Consider the following 17,569-nt stretch of genomic DNA (forward strand, 5'->3'; position numbering starts at 1 on the left):
TCCCCGCGCCCCTGAAGGGGCGCTTCAGTGCATCTTGGTCAGGATGCTCCGCACTCGTCGGGCATCCCTCAGGCGTTGTTCGTACGTCGCTCCCAGGGCCAGGAGAAGGAGGCCGGCCAAGGCCGGAGGAACCCAGCGGGGGAGGGCGTCGGTCACCTGGACGAGGTACGGGGCCAGTTCGTGCAGGGCGTCCAGGAGCAGTACCGCACCGCCCAGCAGGAGCGGGGCCTGGAGGTGGTGGCGGGCGCCCGCCAGGGTGACCACCAGGGCCGCCAGGCCGAGCAGCAGGGGGCGCGTCCAGTGGGGGTCGGCCCAGGCCGCGAAGAGGCTCGGCACGAGCGTGGCGGCCAGGCCGGGGGCGTACGCCGTCCAGGACGAGGTCCGCGGGTCGCGACGGTGGCGGAGGGCGCCGACCAGCAGAGCCGGGATCGTGACCGGGAGCGTGTAGGCCTCCGGGGTGTCCACCGCCCAGGCCGCCAGGCGGACCCAGGTGGCCGCGAGGAACAGGGCCGCGGCCGCGTAGCCGACTGCGCGGCGGTCCGTACGGATCGCCGTGCCCGCGGTGATCACTCCGCACAGGGCCAGGACCGTGGCGAGCAGGGGCAGGTCGGTGGCGGCCAGCGCGACGGCGAGCAGCCCGGCCGCCGCTCCGGTCGCCTCCACCGGCACGGTGGCCCTCGGGTCGCCGAGTCGCCACGCGAGCAGAGCCGCGGCCGCGGGGACCACCAGGACCAGCAGAGCGGTGTGTGGCGGTGACCAGTTGGCGGCGGCGCCGGTCGCGACGGCGAGTGCGGCACCGTGGACGAGGGCGGCCGGGGCCGTGAAGCGGGCGAGACGCCAGGAGGCTGCCGTGAAGAGGGCGATGAGTCCGGAGAGCACGACCAGGGTCGCGGTCTGGGAGGCGAGGGCCAGGAAGGCCAGGCTCGCGGAAGTGACCAGCGCGAGGACGAGGGCCGTGACGTGCTGCCGCAGGAACATCGCCGCCGTCAGGGCCCCGGCGGTCGCGGCGCTCTGCATCAACAGGCCCGCGAAGTAGGAGAGTTCGAGCACGGCGGGGAGGGTGAGTGCCGTGGCCCAGGCCAGGCCCAGAGCGCCTGCCGTGGCCCTGGGGCGCCAAGCCGTGTCCCGTACCGCCAGGGCGAGCACGGCCGCGACCGCTGCCAGGACCACCGGCACCGCCTCCGCGTGGGGCGGCCAGGCCACGTCCACGGTCACCGCCGTACGGGCGTCCGACGGGGCACCGGTCCACGACCGCGAGGCCCAGGCGAGCGGGCCCAGCACGACGACACCGACGACGGGCAGGGCCCACAGCAGGGCCAGCGCCTGTACGGCCCCGGAGGCCCAGGCCAGACCCCGGCGTACCGTCTCCGGCAGCCGGTCGAGTCGGAGTGCCGCCAACAGGGCGATACCGAAGGCCAGATGGGCCGGGGCGGTCCACAGCTCGGGCAGCAGGGACCGTGCCGTGCCGCCGAGCGCGACCACCACGAGGAGTCCGGAAATCAGGCCGAGCCCGAGCGCCTGCCCGTTCCCCCGCGCTGCCGTACGACCGCCCTGCCACGCGGCGGCCAGCGCGATCCCGCTCGCGAGGAGAAGGAGCGCCGCCGCACGGGCGGCGGCGCTCGGGCCGGAGGCTGCCCAGGACAGCCAGCCGGCGGCCAGTACGCCCAGGCCGCCCGCTCCGTACGCGCCGATCGCGGCGACCACGCGCAGGGACCTGGACGCGGTCCGGAGGGCCACGAGGGTGTCGAACCCGGCCGTCACCAGGAGCGCGGCCGTGAGCCCGTACGAGCCCGCGTCGGCCGCGATCGCCCAGAAGAACAGCGGGATTTGGGCCGCGACGAGGGCGGCCGGGCGGGGCAGGCGCAGCGCGGACGCGGGCGGCAGGAGGCCGTACGCCGACCAGAGTCCCGCCAGCAGGGCCGAGACGACCGCCGTGTACGGCGCCCCCGGCGTATCCGGGAACACGGCGCCGTGCAGCGCGACCGCGTCCAGGACCGTCAGTGCCAGCCCCAGGCCGGCCACCGACTCGGCCGTCGAGCGCAGCCCGCGCTTCAGCAGCGGGAGCGGCGCGGAGAGCGCGGCCAACGTGACCGCGCCGAGCACCAGGGCCCGGCCGGCGATCCCCAGGTGACCCCAGCTGACCAGCGTGAACACCATCGCCGCCACGGTGAGCAGGACACCGCCGAGCACCAGGAGCACGTTCTGCACGCTCGGTGCGCTCGCCTCGGGGCGCGGGGAGGCGGCGGGCGTGGGGCCGGTCGGCTGCGGCGGTTGCCACTTCGGCTGCCAGTTCTGCTGGAGCGCGGCGACCAGCCAGGCGCGTCGGACCAGCAACTGGGCTCGGCGGGCGTCCAGTTGCCACAGCTCGGCGTCGAGGAGCCGCAGCTCCTCGGCCGGGGGCGGGATGTGCGTCATGCCCTGAAGTGTGGGCTGGGTCACGCGGCGCGACATGAGTACGGGTACTCAAAACGTACTCGGATCCGATGCCAGACTCTCCCCATGGACTGGACCCGATACCGCTTCCGCAGCCTGTGGTCCCTGCCCGCGAAGCCCGCCGTCGTCTACGACGCACTGGAACGCGCCGAGGACTATCCCCGCTGGTGGCCGCAGGTGCGGGAGGTGCGACGGCTCGACGACACCACCGGCGTGATCACGATCCGCGCCGTGCTGCCGTACGACCTCGTCTTCACCGCGCGCGAGGTGCGGCGCGACCCGGCGGCCGGGGTGCTGGAGATCGCGATGAACGGAGACCTCGACGGCTGGGCGCGCTGGACGGTCAGCGCGGACGGCGACGGCAGCCTCGCCCGCTACGACCAGTTCACCGAGGTGCGCAAGCCGCTGCTCCGGCGCTTCGCCGTGCCCGGACGGCCGGTCTTCCTGGCCAACCACCGGGTGATGATGCGCGCCGGGCGGCGGGGGCTGGCCGCCTACCTGGAAGGGGTTTGAAGGAAACCCGCGGGGACCTGTATTGTTCAGTGCGTTCCCGGGCGATTAGCTCAGTGGGAGAGCGCTTCGTTCACACCGAAGAGGTCACTGGTTCGAACCCAGTATCGCCCACCGGGAAAAGCCGGTCCGTCTCAGACGGGCCGGCTTTCTTCATGCCCGGTCACGCCGCCGCGGGCAGGTCCGGGCGCAGCGGCCACGCCGGATCCACCGATTCCTCCGAGCCGCTGCGCGCGAACCAGGCCTGCAGGCCCCGCGCCTGGGCCGCGTGCCACACCGCCTGCAGGTTGTGCAGCTCCGGCGGTTCCAGCCGCTCCAGCCGGGCGGCGAAACGGCGCCCGACCGCCCGTACGACATCCAGCGCGGCCTGTGCGTCGGCAGCGGCGTCGTGCGCGCCGTCCAGAGCGACACCGTAGTGCTCGCACAGGTCGGTGAGGGTGCGGCGGCCCTTGCGGTAGCGGTCCAGGTGCTTGTCGAGGACCCGCGGATCCAGCACCAGCAGCGGCGAGGAATCCAGCCAGCGGTCCAGCGGCGAGGCGCGGTGGCGGCGCAACTCCCGGTCCAGGATCGTCAGATCGAACGGCGCGTTCATCACCACCAGCGGACGGCCGGCGGCCGCCTGCTCCGCCAGCGTCTCGGCTATCTCGAACATCACCGGCGCCGGCCAGCGGCCGTTGAGCTGGAGGTGTTCCTCCGTCAGCCCGTGCACCTCCGTCGCCCCTGCGGGCACCGGCACACCCGGGTTGACCAGCCACCGGCTCACTCGCGGCCGGGTGCCCGCGGCGTCCTGGACGACGACGGCGGCCGACACGATCCGGTCGGTCTCGACGTCCACGCCGGTCGTCTCGGTGTCGAAAGCGGCCAGGGGCCCTTCGTACCAGCACGTCATACCTTCTCAACCCCTCGTTCACCCACGGCAGCTGACGCACCGTCTTCTGCCCCGTTTGGTGATACCCGGGCTGTTTGCGACGTACGCCGGAAGGACACAACAGGAGTGCGGGTCTTTGCAGTTCAGCGGCCCGGTGTGGGATTCATGTGGCCCTTGTGAGGGCATGTCACTTGGCTTGGAAGGCTGTTGGTCATGGCGATAGCGCAGCCCGAGCGGGGCGGGCTGCTGCCCGAACGCACGGGCCCCCTTCGCGGGACACTCGCCACCACCGCCTGCATGGAGACACTGCAGGTGGGTTATCTGCACGCCGTCGCGGCGGCGGCCGGCTGCTCGTTGTCGCAACCCTTTCCGGACAACGGCATCGACTGGCACGTCAGCCACGGCTCGCCCGGACACACCGTCGACGACGAGGTCACCATCAAGGTGCAGCTCAAATGCACCTACCAGGTCGCGCCCAACCCTCCCGGCCGCTTCTTCTCCTTCACGCTCGACAACGACCACCTGCGCAAACTCGCCCGCACCCCGGTGTCGGTCCACAAGATCCTGGTGGTGATGCTCGTGCCGAGAACCCAGGACGACTGGCTGCGCGCCGGCCACGACCGACTGGACCTCAGACACTGCTGTTACTGGGTCAACCTCGCCGGCCACCCCATCACCGGCCGGAACCGGACCACCGTGCGGATCCCCACCAACCGCATCTTCGACGACCGGGCGCTGTGCGAGATCATGACGCGCGTCGGGACGGGAGGCAGACCATGACCCACCGCCCGCTCCAGGAGCCACTGCGTGTGGTGCGCCCCCACCCGGAGGCCCACTGGGACCGTTCACCGACGCCCGACGAGGTCGACCCTGCCGTCCTGAGCGCCCTGCTGCACCGGCACGGCTGGCAGCGGCGCGGCGGCGCCCCCGGACGCTACGGCCGCTGGACGCCACCAGGACCGGGCGGCGGCGGAACCAGCCTGCTCGTGCCCGAGAGCCGCGCCTTCCCCGACAGCGAGGACCTCCTCGGCGAGGCCCTGGTCGCCCTGTCCCGCAGCGGCACGCCCTCCGCGCGCGAGGTGCTCGTCGGCCTCGCCGTGCCCAGCGACGAGATCCGCTGGTGGCGGGATGTCCCGACCGGCCCCGCCGACACCACGCCCTGGACCGTCGAGGAACACCTGCGCGCCGCCGCCCGCCAGACCCTGCTCGCCGGCGCCCTCGCCACACGCGCGCGTGCCGGCTACTACGGCGCCCGATATCGCCGTACGGCAGCCGCCTCCCTGGACAACGTCCTGGTCGGCTCCGCAGCCGGTGGGCGCCGACTCACCGCCTTCGTGCCCGTCGGCACCGGCCGCCCCCTCGCCGTCCGGCTCCACCAGGCGCTCCACGCCACCCGCGAGGCCATCGACTACCGACGGGCCACCGGGGGCATGGACGCCTTCGACGGCGCCGTGGAGGCGGGGGTCAGCCGCGAACTCACCGAGGCGCTGATCGCCCTCGTACGCGGCACGGAGGGCGCGCGCATCGCCGTCGAGTGGGCGCCCGCAGCCGGGGTCCCCGACGGATGCGCGGCCTCCGCCGAGGCCGTGGAGTTCTCGCCGGGCGACCTGTCCGTGCTGCGCGAGGCCGGGGCCCGCTTCCTGCGCGAGGAGCCCTCCGTCGCGGTGCGGATCACCGGCACGGTCGTGCGGATGCGCAGGTCGGGGCCGCGCGGCGACGGATCGGTACGGCTGCGGGTGATCGCCGGCGCCGAGATACCGCACGTCCGGCTGACCCTGGACGAGGAGGCGTACCGGATCGCCGGGCACGCCCACCTCGTCGGACTCCCGGTCCGGGTGCACGGCAGGCTGGAGAGCCGCGGCGGCTTCCGCCGGCTCACCGGGGCCACGGGCGTGGTGCCCGTGCAGGTGGACGAGGCCGAGCGGGACCGGCTGATGAAGTCCCTCCAGGAGAATCTCGACTTCTTCGAGGAGGCCTGCGAAGGGTCGGGCGAGGAGCCCTTCGAGGAGTCCCGCGCAGGGGACTGATTTCGCGCTGGTGGGTGCCGGGTCGGTACGATCCCCTATTGCGCGCGCTCCCGGTATGGCGCCGCACCCACCTTCAGTCAGGAGAGACCGGTGTCAGACGTCCGTGTGATCATCCATCGCGATTCCGAGCGGGAAGAGCGCGTGGTGACGACGGGCACTACGGCCGCCGAGCTCTTCGCCGGCGAGCGCTCGATCGTCGCCGCGCGCGTGGGAGGCGAGCTCAGGGACCTCGCGTACGTCCTGTCCGAGGGCGAGGAGGTCGAGGGCGTCGAGATCTCCTCCGAGGACGGTCTCAACATCCTGCGCCACTCGACCGCGCACGTGATGGCGCAGGCCGTGCAGGAGCTCTTCCCCGAGGCCAAGCTGGGCATCGGCCCGCCGGTCAAGGACGGCTTCTACTACGACTTCGACGTCGAGAAGCCGTTCACGCCCGAGGATCTCAAGGCCATCGAGAAGAAGATGCAGGAGATCCAGAAGCGCGGTCAGCGTTTCAGCCGTCGTGTGGTGACCGACGAGGCGGCCCGTGAGGAGCTGGCGTCCGAGCCGTACAAGCTGGAGCTGATCGGCATCAAGGGCTCCGCGTCCTCCGACGACGGCGCGGACGTGGAGGTCGGCTCCGGCGAGCTGACGATCTACGACAACCTCGACGCCAAGACCGGCGACCTGTGCTGGAAGGACCTGTGCCGCGGTCCCCACCTGCCCTCCACTCGCAACATCCCGGCGTTCAAGCTGATGCGCAACGCGGCCGCCTACTGGCGCGGCAGCGAGAAGAACCCGATGCTCCAGCGCATCTACGGCACCGCGTGGCCGACCAAGGACGAGCTGAAGGCGCACCTCGACTTCCTCGCCGAGGCCGAGAAGCGCGACCACCGCAAGCTGGGCAGCGAGCTCGACCTGTTCTCCATCCCCGAGCAGATCGGCTCCGGCCTCGCCGTCTTCCACCCCAAGGGCGGCATCATCCGCCGGGTGATGGAGGACTACTCGCGCCGCCGTCACGAGGAGGAGGGCTACGAGTTCGTCTACACCCCGCACGCGACGAAGGGGAAGCTCTTCGAGCAGTCGGGCCACCTGGACTGGTACGCCGACGGCATGTACCCGCCCATGCAGCTCGACGAGGGCGTGGACTACTACCTCAAGCCCATGAACTGCCCGATGCACAACCTGATCTTCGACGCGCGCGGCCGCTCCTACCGCGAACTGCCGCTGCGCCTCTTCGAGTTCGGGACCGTGTACCGGTACGAGAAGTCGGGCGTCGTGCACGGCCTCACGCGTGCGCGTGGCTTCACGCAGGACGACGCGCACATCTACTGCACCCGTGAGCAGATGTCGGAGGAGCTCGACAAGACGCTCACCTTCGTCCTCGGCCTGCTGCGCGACTACGGCCTGACCGACTTCTACCTGGAGCTGTCCACCAAGGACCCGGAGAAGTTCGTCGGCTCGGACGAGGCCTGGGACGAGGCCACGGAGACGCTGCGGCAGGTGGCGGAGAAGCAGGGCCTCCCGCTCGTGCCCGACCCGGGCGGCGCCGCCTTCTACGGACCGAAGATCTCCGTCCAGACCAAGGACGCGATCGGCCGGACCTGGCAGATGTCGACGATCCAGCTGGACTTCAACCTGCCGGAGCGCTTCGAGCTGGAGTACACCTCGCCCGACGGCTCCAAGCAGCGCCCGGTCATGATCCACCGGGCCCTGTTCGGCTCCATCGAGCGGTTCTTCGCGGTGCTCCTGGAGCACTACGCGGGCGCCTTCCCGGCCTGGCTGGCCCCGGTCCAGGCGGTCGGTATCCCGATCGGCGACGCGCACGTCGAGTACCTGGAGAAGTTCGCCGCGGCCGCCAAGAAGAAGGGGCTGCGCATCGAGGTGGACTCCTCCTCGGACCGGATGCAGAAGAAGATCCGCAACGCCCAGAAGCAGAAGGTGCCCTTCATGGTCATCGCGGGCGACGAGGACATGTCGGGCGGCTCGGTCTCCTTCCGCTACCGCGACGGCTCGCAGGAGAACGGCATCCCGTTCGACGAGGCCATCGCGAAGATCGTGAAGGTCGTGGAGGAGCGGGCGCAGGTCTGACGCCTGTTGCGCGAGAGGCCCTCGGGAGGCCCCCGGGAAGCTCAGCTTCCCGGGGGCCTTTCGTCGTCCTCCCGCGCGAACACCTGGAGCAGCCAGGAGGCGAAGGTCCCGGTCACCGCGCCGAGCAGGGCCAGCCCGATGGCCATTACCCCCACCGCGATCAGGCGCCCGACCGGGGTGACCGGTACGACATCGCCGTAGCCGACGGTGGCGAGGGTGGCGCAGGTCCACCAGACGGCGTCGCCGAAGGTGCGGATGGTCGCGCCGGGCGCGTGGTGCTCCTGCTGGTAGACGGCGAGGGCACCGGTGAAGCCCAGCAGAAGGGCCGCCATACCGGCGTAGACGATCACGCGCGCGTGCAGGGCGAGCCGGGGCCGTCCGTGCCGGCGCTGCACGGCCTCGTACATCTTCACCACCCTGAGCGGCCGCAGCAGCGGCAGGAGCAGTACCACGGTGTCCAGCACATGCGTCCGTACGAAGCCCAGCCGCTGACCGCTGAGGCGCCAGCGCACCGCGTAGTCGACGGCGAACAGCGCCCAGGCGGCCAGCGTCACCGCGAGGCAGAGGTCGAGCGCGGCATCCGGGAGAGAGCCGGCCAGGACCTGGAGCGCGTACGCGGCGAGGAAGGCCAGGGAGGCGACGGCGAGGGGGATCTCGGTGCGCTGCTCCCAGCGGGCCGCTCGGAGGGGCGCGGTGTCGAGGGGCGGGCGGTCCGGTGGGCCGTGGGTGTGCTGGGATCGGGTGCCGTGGGTGTCGGGTTCGTCGGTGCCGTGGGTTTCGTGACCTGGTGTGTCGTGGCCCGGGTGGTCGCTGGTGCTGTGGGTCTTGCGCGCGTCGGTGTCGTGGCCTTCGTTCTCGCCGGTGCCGTGGGCCCTGCTTGCGTCGGAACCGTGCGCCTCGCGCGCGTCGGAGCCGTCGGCCCTGCGCGCGTCGTTGCCGTCGGTCTCGTGCCCGTTGCCGTCGGGGCGCGTGCCGCTGTCGTCGTCCACCTGCCCAGCTTGGCCCGGGCTGCTTTTCGCACAACCCCGCCGACACGGCGCGAACGGGCGAAGCAATATGCTGCTTTGCATGACGAGTGAGCCGGAGCAGCAGTTGGGAGTGGGGACGCAGGACGCGTTCCAGCGTCTGTGGACCCCCCACCGGATGGCCTACATCCAGGGCGAGAACAAGCCGACCGGCCCGGGTGCCGACGACGGCTGCCCCTTCTGCTCGATTCCGGCCAAGTCCGACGAGGACGGTCTGATCGTCCGGCGCGGCCGGCTGGTGTACGCGGTGCTCAACCTCTACCCCTACACCGGTGGCCATCTGATGGTCGTGCCCTACCGTCATGTGGCCGACTACACCGACCTCACCGAGCCGGAGACCGCCGAGCTGGCCGCGCTGACCAAGCAGGCGATGACGGCCCTGCGGACGGCCTCCGGGGCGCACGGCTTCAACATCGGCATGAACCAGGGGACCGTCGCCGGCGCCGGCATCGCCGCCCATCTCCACCAGCACATCGTCCCGCGCTGGGGCGGCGACACGAACTTCATGCCGGTCGTCGGTCATACGAAGGTGCTGCCGCAGCTGCTGGGCGACACCCGCAAGATGCTGGCGGAGGCCTGGCCGGGCGAGCAGTGACACGGGGGCCGCCGGTCCGCGGCCCCCTCACCCGTACGAGCCCGTACGAGCCCCTACGCGCCTCTACGCGTCGTAGAGATCCGCCTTCTGTGGCGCGACGTCCTGCACCTGCGTGCTCAGGAAGCCCGCCCGCGTGCCGAACTCCTTGGTGTCCACGCCGTTGTCCCGCAGGACCCGGATCGCCGCCGCGTGCACGACCCGCAGGACCGGGGTCGCGGCGCGCAACGCGTCGTCGGCCATGAAGCGGTGCCGCCACGGCTTGTCCGCCCAGGCGTGCCGCAGACCGAACGGCTCGGGCAGGGCCAGCGAGCCGCCGAGCCAGTTGAGCAGCGGTGGAAACCGGGTCAGCGGCGCCCGGGCGGTGAGCCGGACCACCTCGTCCGCGTCGACCAGCGGCAGCTTGATCTTCTTGGTCTCCCAGAACTTGACCTGCTTGGCGACTTCCTTCTCCTTGGCCGCCGGCTTCGTGGTGAACAGTCCGTGCACCGGCCCCAGGGCGTGCCCGGTGACCTCGATGCGCAGCGTCTCGTGCAGCACGGTCACCGTGATCAGCATGGTCAGGACCAGCTGCCCCTCCCACAGGGTCCACTGGACGCCCAGGTAGTGCCGGTCGCCGCCGCCGAACTGCTGCTTGTTGCAGATGTCCTGTATCGCGTGGGTCTTGACCTGGTAGGCGTCCACGTCCGTGCCTCCCGGCCGGGACACCTCCTTCGCGCCCTCCGCGATCGGCGTGACGATCCAGTGGCGCACGGACGGCTTCGGGAAGCCGCCGGTGTTGATCGTGTTGCGCTCCAGCATGCGCAACTGGTCGTGGATGGAGCGGATGACGTCCCAGCTGCGGAAGGGGTGGATCTCCCGGGTCGGGTCGGCGGACACCAGGTCCTCGGCCAACTGCCAGCTGCCCCACCGGGTGCCCATGCCGAGTATCCCCTTGGGACCGGCGTAGAAGACCGAGTTCGACTGCTGTTCGGCGCTGAGCGTGGCCAGGGACTGGCGCAACTGCTCGGCCGCGGTCTCGCCGGGGTTGCTCGGCACCGCCTCGGGCACCTTCGCGCCGACGCTGCTGCCCGCCAGCAGACTGGCCCAGCGCTCCCTCAGATCCCTCGCGGTGCGCTCGCAGATCTGCTTGGCCCAGAACCAGCCGACCACGGGCAGAGCCACGCACGCGCGTGCGTACAAGCCCCAGAAGCCGGAGAACGGCATCTTGATCAGGAAGAGCACCGCGAGCGCGCCCATCGCGACGAGCAGCGCCGTGGCGAACGCGCCGGCCTGCTTGTCCTCACGCCTGGCGATGTTGGTGCGCAGTATGAAGACCATCAGCCAGACGAGGAGCCCCGGCAGGAAGAGCACACCGCACAGCACCATCACGGCGGTCAGCCAGTTGTCGCGGTCCCGGCGGATGTTGTTCGCCGCGAGACAATGCTCGACCACGACCTGCGGCTCGGCGCCGAAGGACTGGATGAGGGGCTTGCGGCCCACGCCCAGCATGCGGGTGATCACGGCCGTGGAGAACGCCTCACCCAGGTTGGGGCGGAAGATCTTCGCCCACCGGCGGCCGCCCTTGACGGCCGACTGGTGCCATTCGTTGTTGGCCTTGAGGATCTCCTCCACCGGATTGTCCCGATAGGCCGCCGAGGCCAGAGCGAACGTCGCCGTCTGCGCCTCGTCGCCCGTGCGCGGCACCTGCGGACCGAAGATGTCCGCGTAACCGCCGTCAACGGTCATTCCCGCCCCCGATCGCCGCCGGACTCACCCACTGCGGCTTTCCCGACTTCCTTGCTTCGCACACCTGTTGATCAGGTCATCAGCGTATCCGTACGCGCTGACATTAATCGGCGGACGGCCGAAGCCGCCCGCCGATTCGGAGGGGAGCGTTCCACGAACGTCACCCGAGGGGCCCCGGACGCCACTTGTGCGCCGTCCGGACCCAACTACGAGGCGACCCGCGCCTCTTCACGGATCCGCTCGGCGATCTGCGGCGGCATGGGTTCGTGCCGCGCGTAGGAGCGGCTGAAACGCGCGGTGCCGTGCGACAGGGACCGGAGGTCGACCGCGTACCGGCCGATCTCGATCTCGGGCACCTCGGCCTTGATGAGCGTGCGCCCGCCGTTGGTCTGCTCGGTGCCCAGCACCCGGCCGCGCCGCCCCGACAGGTCGCTCATCACGGCGCCCACGTAGTCGTCGCCGACCAGCACGGACACCTCGGCGACCGGCTCCAGCAGATGGATCCTCGCGTCGGCCGCCGCCTCCCTGAGGGCCAGCGCCCCGGCCGTCTGGAACGCGGCGTCCGAGGAGTCCACGGAGTGCGCCTTGCCGTCCAGCAGCGTCACCCGGACATCGATGAGCTGATGGCCGGTGGCGACCCCCTTGGCCGCCTGCGCCCGTACGCCCTTCTCGACGGACGGGATGAACTGCCGCGGCACCGCGCCGCCGACGACCTTGTCCACGAACTCGATGCCCGAGCCGCCGGGCAGCGGCTCCACCTCGATCTCGCAGATGGCGAACTGCCCGTGCCCGCCGGACTGCTTCACATGGCGCCCGCGCCCGGTCGACGTGTCGGCGAAGGTCTCGCGCAGGGAGACCCGGTGCGGTACGACGTCCACCTGCACCCCGTAGCGGCTGCGCAGCCGCTCCAGTGCCACATCGGCGTGCGCCTCGCCCAGGCACCACAGGACGACCTGGTGGGTGTCCTGGTTCTGTTCGAGCCGCATGGTCGGATCCTCGGCGACCAGCCGGGCCAGGCCCTGCGAGAGCTTGTCCTCGTCCGCCTTGCTGTGCGCCTGGATCGCGAGCGGCAGCAGCGGGTCCGGCATCTCCCACGGCTCCATGAGCAGCGGGTCGTCCTTGGCGGAGAGGGTGTCACCGGTCTCCGCGCGGCTGAGCTTGGCCACGCACGCGAGGTCGCCCGCGATGCAGTGCGACAGCGAGCGCTGCTGCTTGCCGAAGGGAGCGGACAGCGCGCCGATGCGTTCGTCGACGTCGTGGTCCTCGTGCCCGCGGTCGGCGAGCCCGTGCCCGGAGACATGGACCGTCACGTCCGGACGCAGCGTCCCGGAGAAGACCCGCACCAGCGAGATCCGGCCGACGTACGGGTCGGACGCCGTCTTCACGACCTCCGCGACCAGCGGCCCCTCGGTGTCGCACGCCTTGATATCACGCGGCTTGCCGTCGATGGTCGTCACGCCCGGCGTGGGGTGCTCGAACGGTGTCGGGAAGCCGCCCGTGATCAGCTCCAGCAGCTCGACCGTGCCGAGCCCCTGCCTGGCGCCGTCGGCCGCGGGGGCTGCGGCCAGGACCGGATGGAACACCCCGCGCGCGACGGCCCGCTCCAGGTCCTGCACGAGCGTCTTGAAGTCGATCTCCTCGCCGCCCAGATAGCGGTCCATGAGGGTCTCGTCCTCGCTCTCCGAGATGATCCCCTCGATCAGCCGGTTGCGGGCATCCTCGATCCCCGGCAGCAGGTCCTCGCCCGGTTCGGACTCCTTGCGCTCCCCGGACGAGTAGTCGAACAGCTTCTGCGACAGCAGTCCGGTCAGCCCGGTCACGGGCGCGTGCCCGTCGGGGCCCTGCGGGGCGCGCAGCGGGAGATACAGCGGGAGCACGGCGTCGGGGTCGTCGCCGCCGAAGGCCTGCGCGCAGATCCGCGTCATCTCCTCGAAGTCCGCCCGCGCGGCCTCCAGATGCGTGATGACGATCGCCCGGGGCATCCCGACGGCCGCGCACTCCTCCCACACCATGCGTGTGGAGCCGTCCACCCCGTCCGAGGCCGAGACGACGAAAAGGGCCGCGTCCGCCGCTCGCAGACCGGCCCTGAGTTCCCCGACGAAGTCGGCGTATCCGGGGGTGTCCAGAAGATTGATCTTGTACCCGTCCCATTCGACGGGCACCAGGGAGAGCTGTACCGAGCGTTGCTGCCGGTGCTCGATCTCGTCGTAGTCCGAGACGGTGCCGCCGTCCTCCACGCGGCCCGCCCGGTTCACTGCTCCCGCGGTGAGCGCGAGAGCTTCCACCAATGTCGTCTTGCCCGATCCGGAGTGGCCGACCAGCACCACATTCCGTACGGACGCGGGGTGGTCGGCCGCTGTTGCCCTGCCGGCGGCTCCGGGGTGTGCGTTCGCCTTGTCGCCCATGGCCTTGCCTCCCGTGCACGGTGAGGTCTCTGTGGGCGCGGACATGCGGACCCGCGTGCGGTGCGGCTCCGGTGACGCCCGCGGTCCTTCGAGCTTTCCACTCCCGTCACGGTGCGTCCATACGACGGACGCGATCGCCCGGTGACCTGGATGCCACGAGCCCGTGACACGGCTACGGGTGCCCGGCCGTCACCCACGCGCGCGCGTGGCTACGATGGGCCAGCCGGTGGCCAGCAGGGGCCGCGCGGCGAAACCGACCCTCGGGAAGGCCATGCTGAACAAGTACGCGCGTGCTTTCTTCACGCGTGTTCTCACGCCGTTCGCCTCGTTTCTGATCAGAAGGGGCGTCAGCCCCGACACGGTCACACTCCTCGGCACCGCCGGAGTGGTCGCGGGCGCGCTGGTCTTCTACCCCATGGGCGAGTTCTTCTGGGGCACGGTCGTGATCACGCTGTTCGTGTTCTCCGACCTCGTCGACGGCAACATGGCCCGCCAGCTCGGCCGCTCCAGCCGCTGGGGCGCCTTCCTGGACTCCACGCTCGACCGCGTCGCCGACGGCGCGATCTTCGGCGGCTTCGCCCTCTGGTACGCCGGGGGCGGCGACGACATCACCCTGTGCGCGGTCTCCATCTTCTGCCTGGCCAGCGGCCAGGTGGTGTCGTACACCAAGGCCCGCGGCGAGTCGATCGGGCTGCCGGTCGCCGTCAACGGCCTCGTCGAGCGCGCCGAGCGCCTGGTGATCGCCCTGACTCTGGCGGGCCTCGCGGGCCTGCACAAGTTCGGCGTGCCCGGCATCCAGTACCTGCTGCCGATCGCCCTGTGGATCGTCGCCGTCGGCAGCCTGATCACGCTGATCCAGCGGGTCGTCACGGTCCGCCGGGAGTCCGCGGAGGCCGAGCAGGCCGCGGAGGCCGTGCAGGCCGCGGACGAGCCCTCCGCCACCGGTCCGGCTGCCGGGGAGTCCCGGGAGCAGGGGAGCGAGGCCGCGAAGTGAGCGCGCAGGACCGGCTGACGGACTCGCTGTACGGCCTCGGCTGGGGCGTGGTGAAGAAGCTCCCCGAGCCGGTCGCCGTACGCCTCGGCCGGAGCATCGCCGACCTGGCCTGGAAACGGCGCGGCAAGGGCGTGCTCCGGCTGGAGAGCAACTACGCGCGCGTGCTCCCCGACGCGAGCCCTCAGCGTCTCGCCGAGCTCTCGCGCGCGGGCATGCGCTCGTACCTGCGCTACTGGATGGAGTCCTTCCGGCTGCCCGCCTGGAGCAAGGACCGCATCAAGAGCGGCTTCGACCCCAAGGGCCTGCACCACCTCACCGACGGACTCGCAGCCGGCAAGGGCGTCGTCCTCGCGCTGCCGCACATGGCCAACTGGGACCTCGCCGGCGCCTGGGTCACCACCAAGCTGGAGACACCGTTCACCACGGTCGCCGAACGGCTCAAGCCGGAGACGCTGTATGACCGTTTCGTCGCCTACCGCGAGGGCCTGGGCATGGAGGTGCTCCCGCACAGCGGCGGCACCGCCTTCGGCACGCTGGCCAGGCGGCTGCGCGACGGCGGTCTGGTCTGCCTGGTAGCCGAGCGCGATCTGTCGTCGTCCGGGGTCGAGGTCCGGTTCTTCGGCGAGGCGACCCGCATCCCCGCGGGCCCGGCTCTGCTGGCCCAGCAGACGGGCGCGCTGCTGCTGCCGGTGACCCTCTGGTACGACGACTCGCCCGTCATGCAGGGCCGGGTGCACCCCCCGGTCGAGGTGCCCGAGACAGGTACGCGGGCCGAAAAGACGTCTGTCATGGCACAGGCGCTGGCCGATGCCTTCGCCACCGGGATCGCCGACCATCCGGAGGACTGGCACATGCTGCAGCGCTTGTGGCTGAAGGACCTCGAGCCCCGACCGTCGGACGGGGCGCGCCCGTGAGGATCGGCATCGTCTGCCCGTACTCCTGGGACGTACCGGGTGGTGTCCAGTTCCACATCCGCGATCTCGCCGAGTACTTCATCCGCCTGGGCCACGAGGTGTCCGTCCTCGCCCCGGCCGACGACGACACCCCGCTGCCGCCGTACGTCGTCTCGGCCGGCCGCGCGGTCCCGGTGCCGTACAACGGCTCGGTGGCCCGTCTGAGCTTCGGTTTCCTGTCGGCGGCACGGGTGCGCCGCTGGCTGCACGACGGCGAGTTCGACGTGGTGCACATCCATGAGCCGTCCTCGCCGTCGCTCGGCCTGCTGACCTGCTGGATCGCTTCGGGACCGATCGTCGCGACCTTCCACACCTCGAACCCGCGCTCCAGGGTCATGGTCGCGGCGTACTCGATCCTCCAGGCCGCCCTGGAGAAGATCAGCGCCCGGATCGCCGTCAGCGAGTACGCCCGCAACACGCTTGTCGAACACCTCGGCGGCGACGCGGTGGTGATCCCCAACGGCGTGGACGTGGACTTCTTCGCCAAGGCCGAGCCGAAGCCGGAGTGGCAGGGCGACACGATCGGCTTCATGGGCCGCATCGACGAACCCCGCAAGGGCCTGCCGGTGCTGATGAAGGCCCTGCCGAAGATCCTCGCCGAGCGCCCGGGGACCCGGCTGCTGGTCGCCGGGCGCGGCGACGAGGAGGAGGCGGTGGAGTCGCTTCCCGAGGAGCTGCGCGCGCGTGTGGAGTTCCTCGGCATGGTCAGCGACGAGGACAAGGCACGCTTCCTGCGCAGCGTCGACCTGTACGTCGCCCCCAACACCGGCGGCGAGAGCTTTGGGATCATCCTGGTCGAGGCCATGTCGGCGGGCGCCCCGGTGCTCGCCTCCGACCTCGACGCCTTCGCCCAGGTTCTGGACCAGGGCGCGGCGGGCGAGCTCTTCGCCAACGAGGACGCGGACGCGCTCGCCGAGGCGGCGGTACGGCTGCTGGGCGACCCGGCGCGGCTGTCCGAACTGCGCGCGCGCGGCAGCACGCACGTCCGCCGGTTCGACTGGTCGACCGTCGGGGCGGACATCCTGTCGGTCTACGAGACGGTGACGTCGGGCGCGGCGGCGGTGGCGGCGGCGGACGACGACCGGGGGTGGGGGCTGCGGGCACGGCTGAGGCTCGCCCGCGACTGATCGCCGACCTCGGGGCCGGGCTGGGCCGGAGTCGGTGAGCGGATCACGGCACCGGTTCACCGGCCCTCGGCAGCGCGGACCGGTCGGACCCCCGGGCACGGCTCCGCGTCGGCTGCCGCTTCCCGCGTCGACCCGCCCCGATAGCCTTGCTGCCCGTGACTCCCACCCTCATCTGGATTCTCGTCGCGCTGGTCGCGATCGGCCTTTATCTGAGCTGGACCGCGGGCCGTCTCGACCGGCTGCACGCCAGGATCGACGCCACGCGCGCGGGCCTGGACGCGCAGCTGCTCCGCCGGGCCTCCGTGACCCAGGAGCTGGCCACCTCGGGCGTGCTCGATCCGGCCGCGTCGATCGTCCTGTACGAGGCCGCGCACGCCGCGCGGCAGGCGGAGGAGGAGCAGCGGGAGGTCGCCGAGAGCGAGCTGAGCCAGGCGCTGAGGGCCGTGTTCGCGGAGCCCGCCCAGGTGGAGGCGGTGCGCGAGGCGCCCGGGGGAGAGGCGGCCGCCCATGAACTGACCGAGGCGGTACGCCGGGTCCCCATGGCCCGCCGCTTCCACAACGACGCCGTGGGCGCCGCCCGCCGCCTGCGCCAGCACCGCAAGGTCCGCTGGTTCCGCCTGGCCGGCCACGCCCCCTTCCCGATGGCCTTCGAAATGGACGACGAGCCACCGGCGGCCTTGGTGGACCGGGCCGGGTAGGGGTTATAAGACGCGGCTTCCGGCTGGGAAGCCGGGTCACGAGTCGCCGGGCCCTGGTGGACCGGGGCCGGGCCGGGCCATGACTGACGTCGGCCGCCAACGTCCTTGCGTGTCCTGGAGGGCTACCAGATCCGGCCACCGA

General features: G+C 71.5%; 14 protein-coding genes and 1 tRNA gene. 10 read left to right on the forward strand and 5 right to left on the reverse strand.

Annotation, left to right across the window (positions count from 1 at the left end):
- Nucleotides 1-24 precede the first annotated feature (24 nt).
- A complete protein-coding gene (locus tag ACGFWE_RS34780; RefSeq protein ID WP_393604063.1) occupies nucleotides 25-2,415 on the reverse strand; it encodes an SCO7613 C-terminal domain-containing membrane protein in 2,391 nt (796 codons plus the stop codon).
- Nucleotides 2,416-2,499: 84 nt separating this feature from the next.
- On the opposite strand from ACGFWE_RS34780, the gene ACGFWE_RS34785 reads away from it, so the two are divergent.
- Entirely contained in the window at nucleotides 2,500-2,946 is a 447-nt protein-coding gene (locus ACGFWE_RS34785; RefSeq protein WP_393604065.1) for an SRPBCC family protein, read from the forward strand.
- A 39-nt stretch (nucleotides 2,947-2,985) separates the two neighbouring features.
- Nucleotides 2,986-3,057, forward strand: a tRNA-Val gene (locus ACGFWE_RS34790).
- Nucleotides 3,058-3,106: 49 nt separating this feature from the next.
- Here ACGFWE_RS34790 and ACGFWE_RS34795 read toward each other — a convergent pair.
- Nucleotides 3,107-3,832: a 3'-5' exonuclease gene (locus ACGFWE_RS34795; protein WP_352390008.1), complete on the reverse strand. Its 726-nt coding sequence runs from the start codon at nucleotides 3,830-3,832 to the stop codon at nucleotides 3,107-3,109.
- A 192-nt stretch (nucleotides 3,833-4,024) separates the two neighbouring features.
- On the opposite strand from ACGFWE_RS34795, the gene ACGFWE_RS34800 reads away from it, so the two are divergent.
- The 3 genes from ACGFWE_RS34800 (at nucleotide 4,025) to thrS (ending at nucleotide 7,905) form a co-directional block, all read left to right on the forward strand.
- Nucleotides 4,025-4,591 carry a DUF4365 domain-containing protein gene (locus ACGFWE_RS34800; protein ID WP_352390007.1) on the forward strand — a complete coding sequence of 189 codons (567 nt, stop codon included), beginning with the start codon at nucleotides 4,025-4,027 and terminating at the stop codon, nucleotides 4,589-4,591.
- Complete coding sequence (locus ACGFWE_RS34805) at nucleotides 4,588-5,838, forward strand: hypothetical protein (protein ID WP_393604067.1); 1,251 nt, start codon at nucleotides 4,588-4,590, stop codon at nucleotides 5,836-5,838. Before ACGFWE_RS34800 ends, ACGFWE_RS34805 begins: the two co-directional genes overlap by 4 nt.
- 90 nt (nucleotides 5,839-5,928) lie before the next feature.
- On the forward strand, nucleotides 5,929-7,905 hold the full coding sequence (thrS, locus tag ACGFWE_RS34810; protein ID WP_352390005.1) for a threonine--tRNA ligase: 1,977 nt from the start codon (nucleotides 5,929-5,931) through the stop codon (nucleotides 7,903-7,905).
- A gap of 41 nt (nucleotides 7,906-7,946) precedes the next feature.
- On the opposite strand, the gene ACGFWE_RS34815 is transcribed toward thrS, so the two are convergent.
- Nucleotides 7,947-8,558 carry a potassium channel family protein gene (locus ACGFWE_RS34815; protein WP_352390142.1) on the reverse strand — a complete coding sequence of 204 codons (612 nt, stop codon included), beginning with the start codon at nucleotides 8,556-8,558 and terminating at the stop codon, nucleotides 7,947-7,949.
- Nucleotides 8,559-8,961: 403 nt separating this feature from the next.
- Between ACGFWE_RS34815 and ACGFWE_RS34820 the strand changes: the two genes are divergently transcribed.
- A complete protein-coding gene (locus ACGFWE_RS34820) occupies nucleotides 8,962-9,525 on the forward strand; it encodes an HIT domain-containing protein (RefSeq protein WP_352390004.1) in 564 nt (187 codons plus the stop codon).
- Nucleotides 9,526-9,588: 63 nt separating this feature from the next.
- Here ACGFWE_RS34820 and ACGFWE_RS34825 read toward each other — a convergent pair whose 3' ends face one another.
- Complete coding sequence (locus ACGFWE_RS34825) at nucleotides 9,589-11,250, reverse strand: hypothetical protein (protein WP_352390003.1); 1,662 nt, start codon at nucleotides 11,248-11,250, stop codon at nucleotides 9,589-9,591.
- A 206-nt stretch (nucleotides 11,251-11,456) separates the two neighbouring features.
- Entirely contained in the window at nucleotides 11,457-13,655 is a 2,199-nt protein-coding gene (locus ACGFWE_RS34830) for an elongation factor G-like protein EF-G2 (RefSeq protein WP_393604211.1), read from the reverse strand.
- Between the two features lie 214 nt (nucleotides 13,656-13,869).
- Here ACGFWE_RS34830 and pgsA point away from each other — a divergent pair, with 214 nt between their 5' ends.
- The 4 genes from pgsA (at nucleotide 13,870) to ACGFWE_RS34850 (ending at nucleotide 17,427) form a co-directional block, all read left to right on the forward strand.
- A complete protein-coding gene (gene pgsA, locus ACGFWE_RS34835) occupies nucleotides 13,870-14,649 on the forward strand; it encodes a phosphatidylinositol phosphate synthase (RefSeq protein ID WP_393604213.1) in 780 nt (259 codons plus the stop codon).
- Nucleotides 14,646-15,563: a phosphatidylinositol mannoside acyltransferase gene (locus ACGFWE_RS34840; protein WP_352390002.1), complete on the forward strand. Its 918-nt coding sequence runs from the start codon at nucleotides 14,646-14,648 to the stop codon at nucleotides 15,561-15,563. Before pgsA ends, ACGFWE_RS34840 begins: the two co-directional genes overlap by 4 nt.
- Nucleotides 15,560-16,729 carry a glycosyltransferase family 4 protein gene (locus ACGFWE_RS34845; protein WP_352390001.1) on the forward strand — a complete coding sequence of 390 codons (1,170 nt, stop codon included), beginning with the start codon at nucleotides 15,560-15,562 and terminating at the stop codon, nucleotides 16,727-16,729. The genes ACGFWE_RS34840 and ACGFWE_RS34845 overlap by 4 nt, the downstream gene beginning before the upstream one ends.
- Before the next feature lie 155 nt (nucleotides 16,730-16,884).
- Nucleotides 16,885-17,427 carry a hypothetical protein gene (locus ACGFWE_RS34850; protein WP_352390000.1) on the forward strand — a complete coding sequence of 181 codons (543 nt, stop codon included), beginning with the start codon at nucleotides 16,885-16,887 and terminating at the stop codon, nucleotides 17,425-17,427.
- The last annotated feature ends 142 nt before the right edge of the window (nucleotides 17,428-17,569 follow it).

Source organism: Streptomyces sp. NPDC048523, assembly GCF_043199815.1.
Lineage (GTDB): Bacteria > Actinomycetota > Actinomycetes > Streptomycetales > Streptomycetaceae > Streptomyces.

Bases quoted from the DNA above. Each gene is read 5' to 3' on its own strand.
- ACGFWE_RS34780 (WP_393604063.1), bottom strand. From the start codon at position 2,415: ATGACGCACATCCCGCCCCCGGCCGAGGAGCTGCGGCTCCTCGACGCC.
- ACGFWE_RS34785 (WP_393604065.1), top strand. From the start codon at position 2,500: ATGGACTGGACCCGATACCGCTTCCGCAGCCTGTGGTCCCTGCCCGCG.
- ACGFWE_RS34795 (WP_352390008.1), bottom strand. From the start codon at position 3,832: ATGACGTGCTGGTACGAAGGGCCCCTGGCCGCTTTCGACACCGAGACG.
- ACGFWE_RS34825 (WP_352390003.1), bottom strand. From the start codon at position 11,250: ATGACCGTTGACGGCGGTTACGCGGACATCTTCGGTCCGCAGGTGCCG.
- ACGFWE_RS34800 (WP_352390007.1), top strand. From the start codon at position 4,025: ATGGCGATAGCGCAGCCCGAGCGGGGCGGGCTGCTGCCCGAACGCACG.
- ACGFWE_RS34805 (WP_393604067.1), top strand. From the start codon at position 4,588: ATGACCCACCGCCCGCTCCAGGAGCCACTGCGTGTGGTGCGCCCCCAC.
- pgsA (WP_393604213.1), top strand. From the start codon at position 13,870: ATGGGCCAGCCGGTGGCCAGCAGGGGCCGCGCGGCGAAACCGACCCTC.
- ACGFWE_RS34820 (WP_352390004.1), top strand. From the start codon at position 8,962: ATGCTGCTTTGCATGACGAGTGAGCCGGAGCAGCAGTTGGGAGTGGGG.
- ACGFWE_RS34830 (WP_393604211.1), bottom strand. From the start codon at position 13,655: ATGGGCGACAAGGCGAACGCACACCCCGGAGCCGCCGGCAGGGCAACA.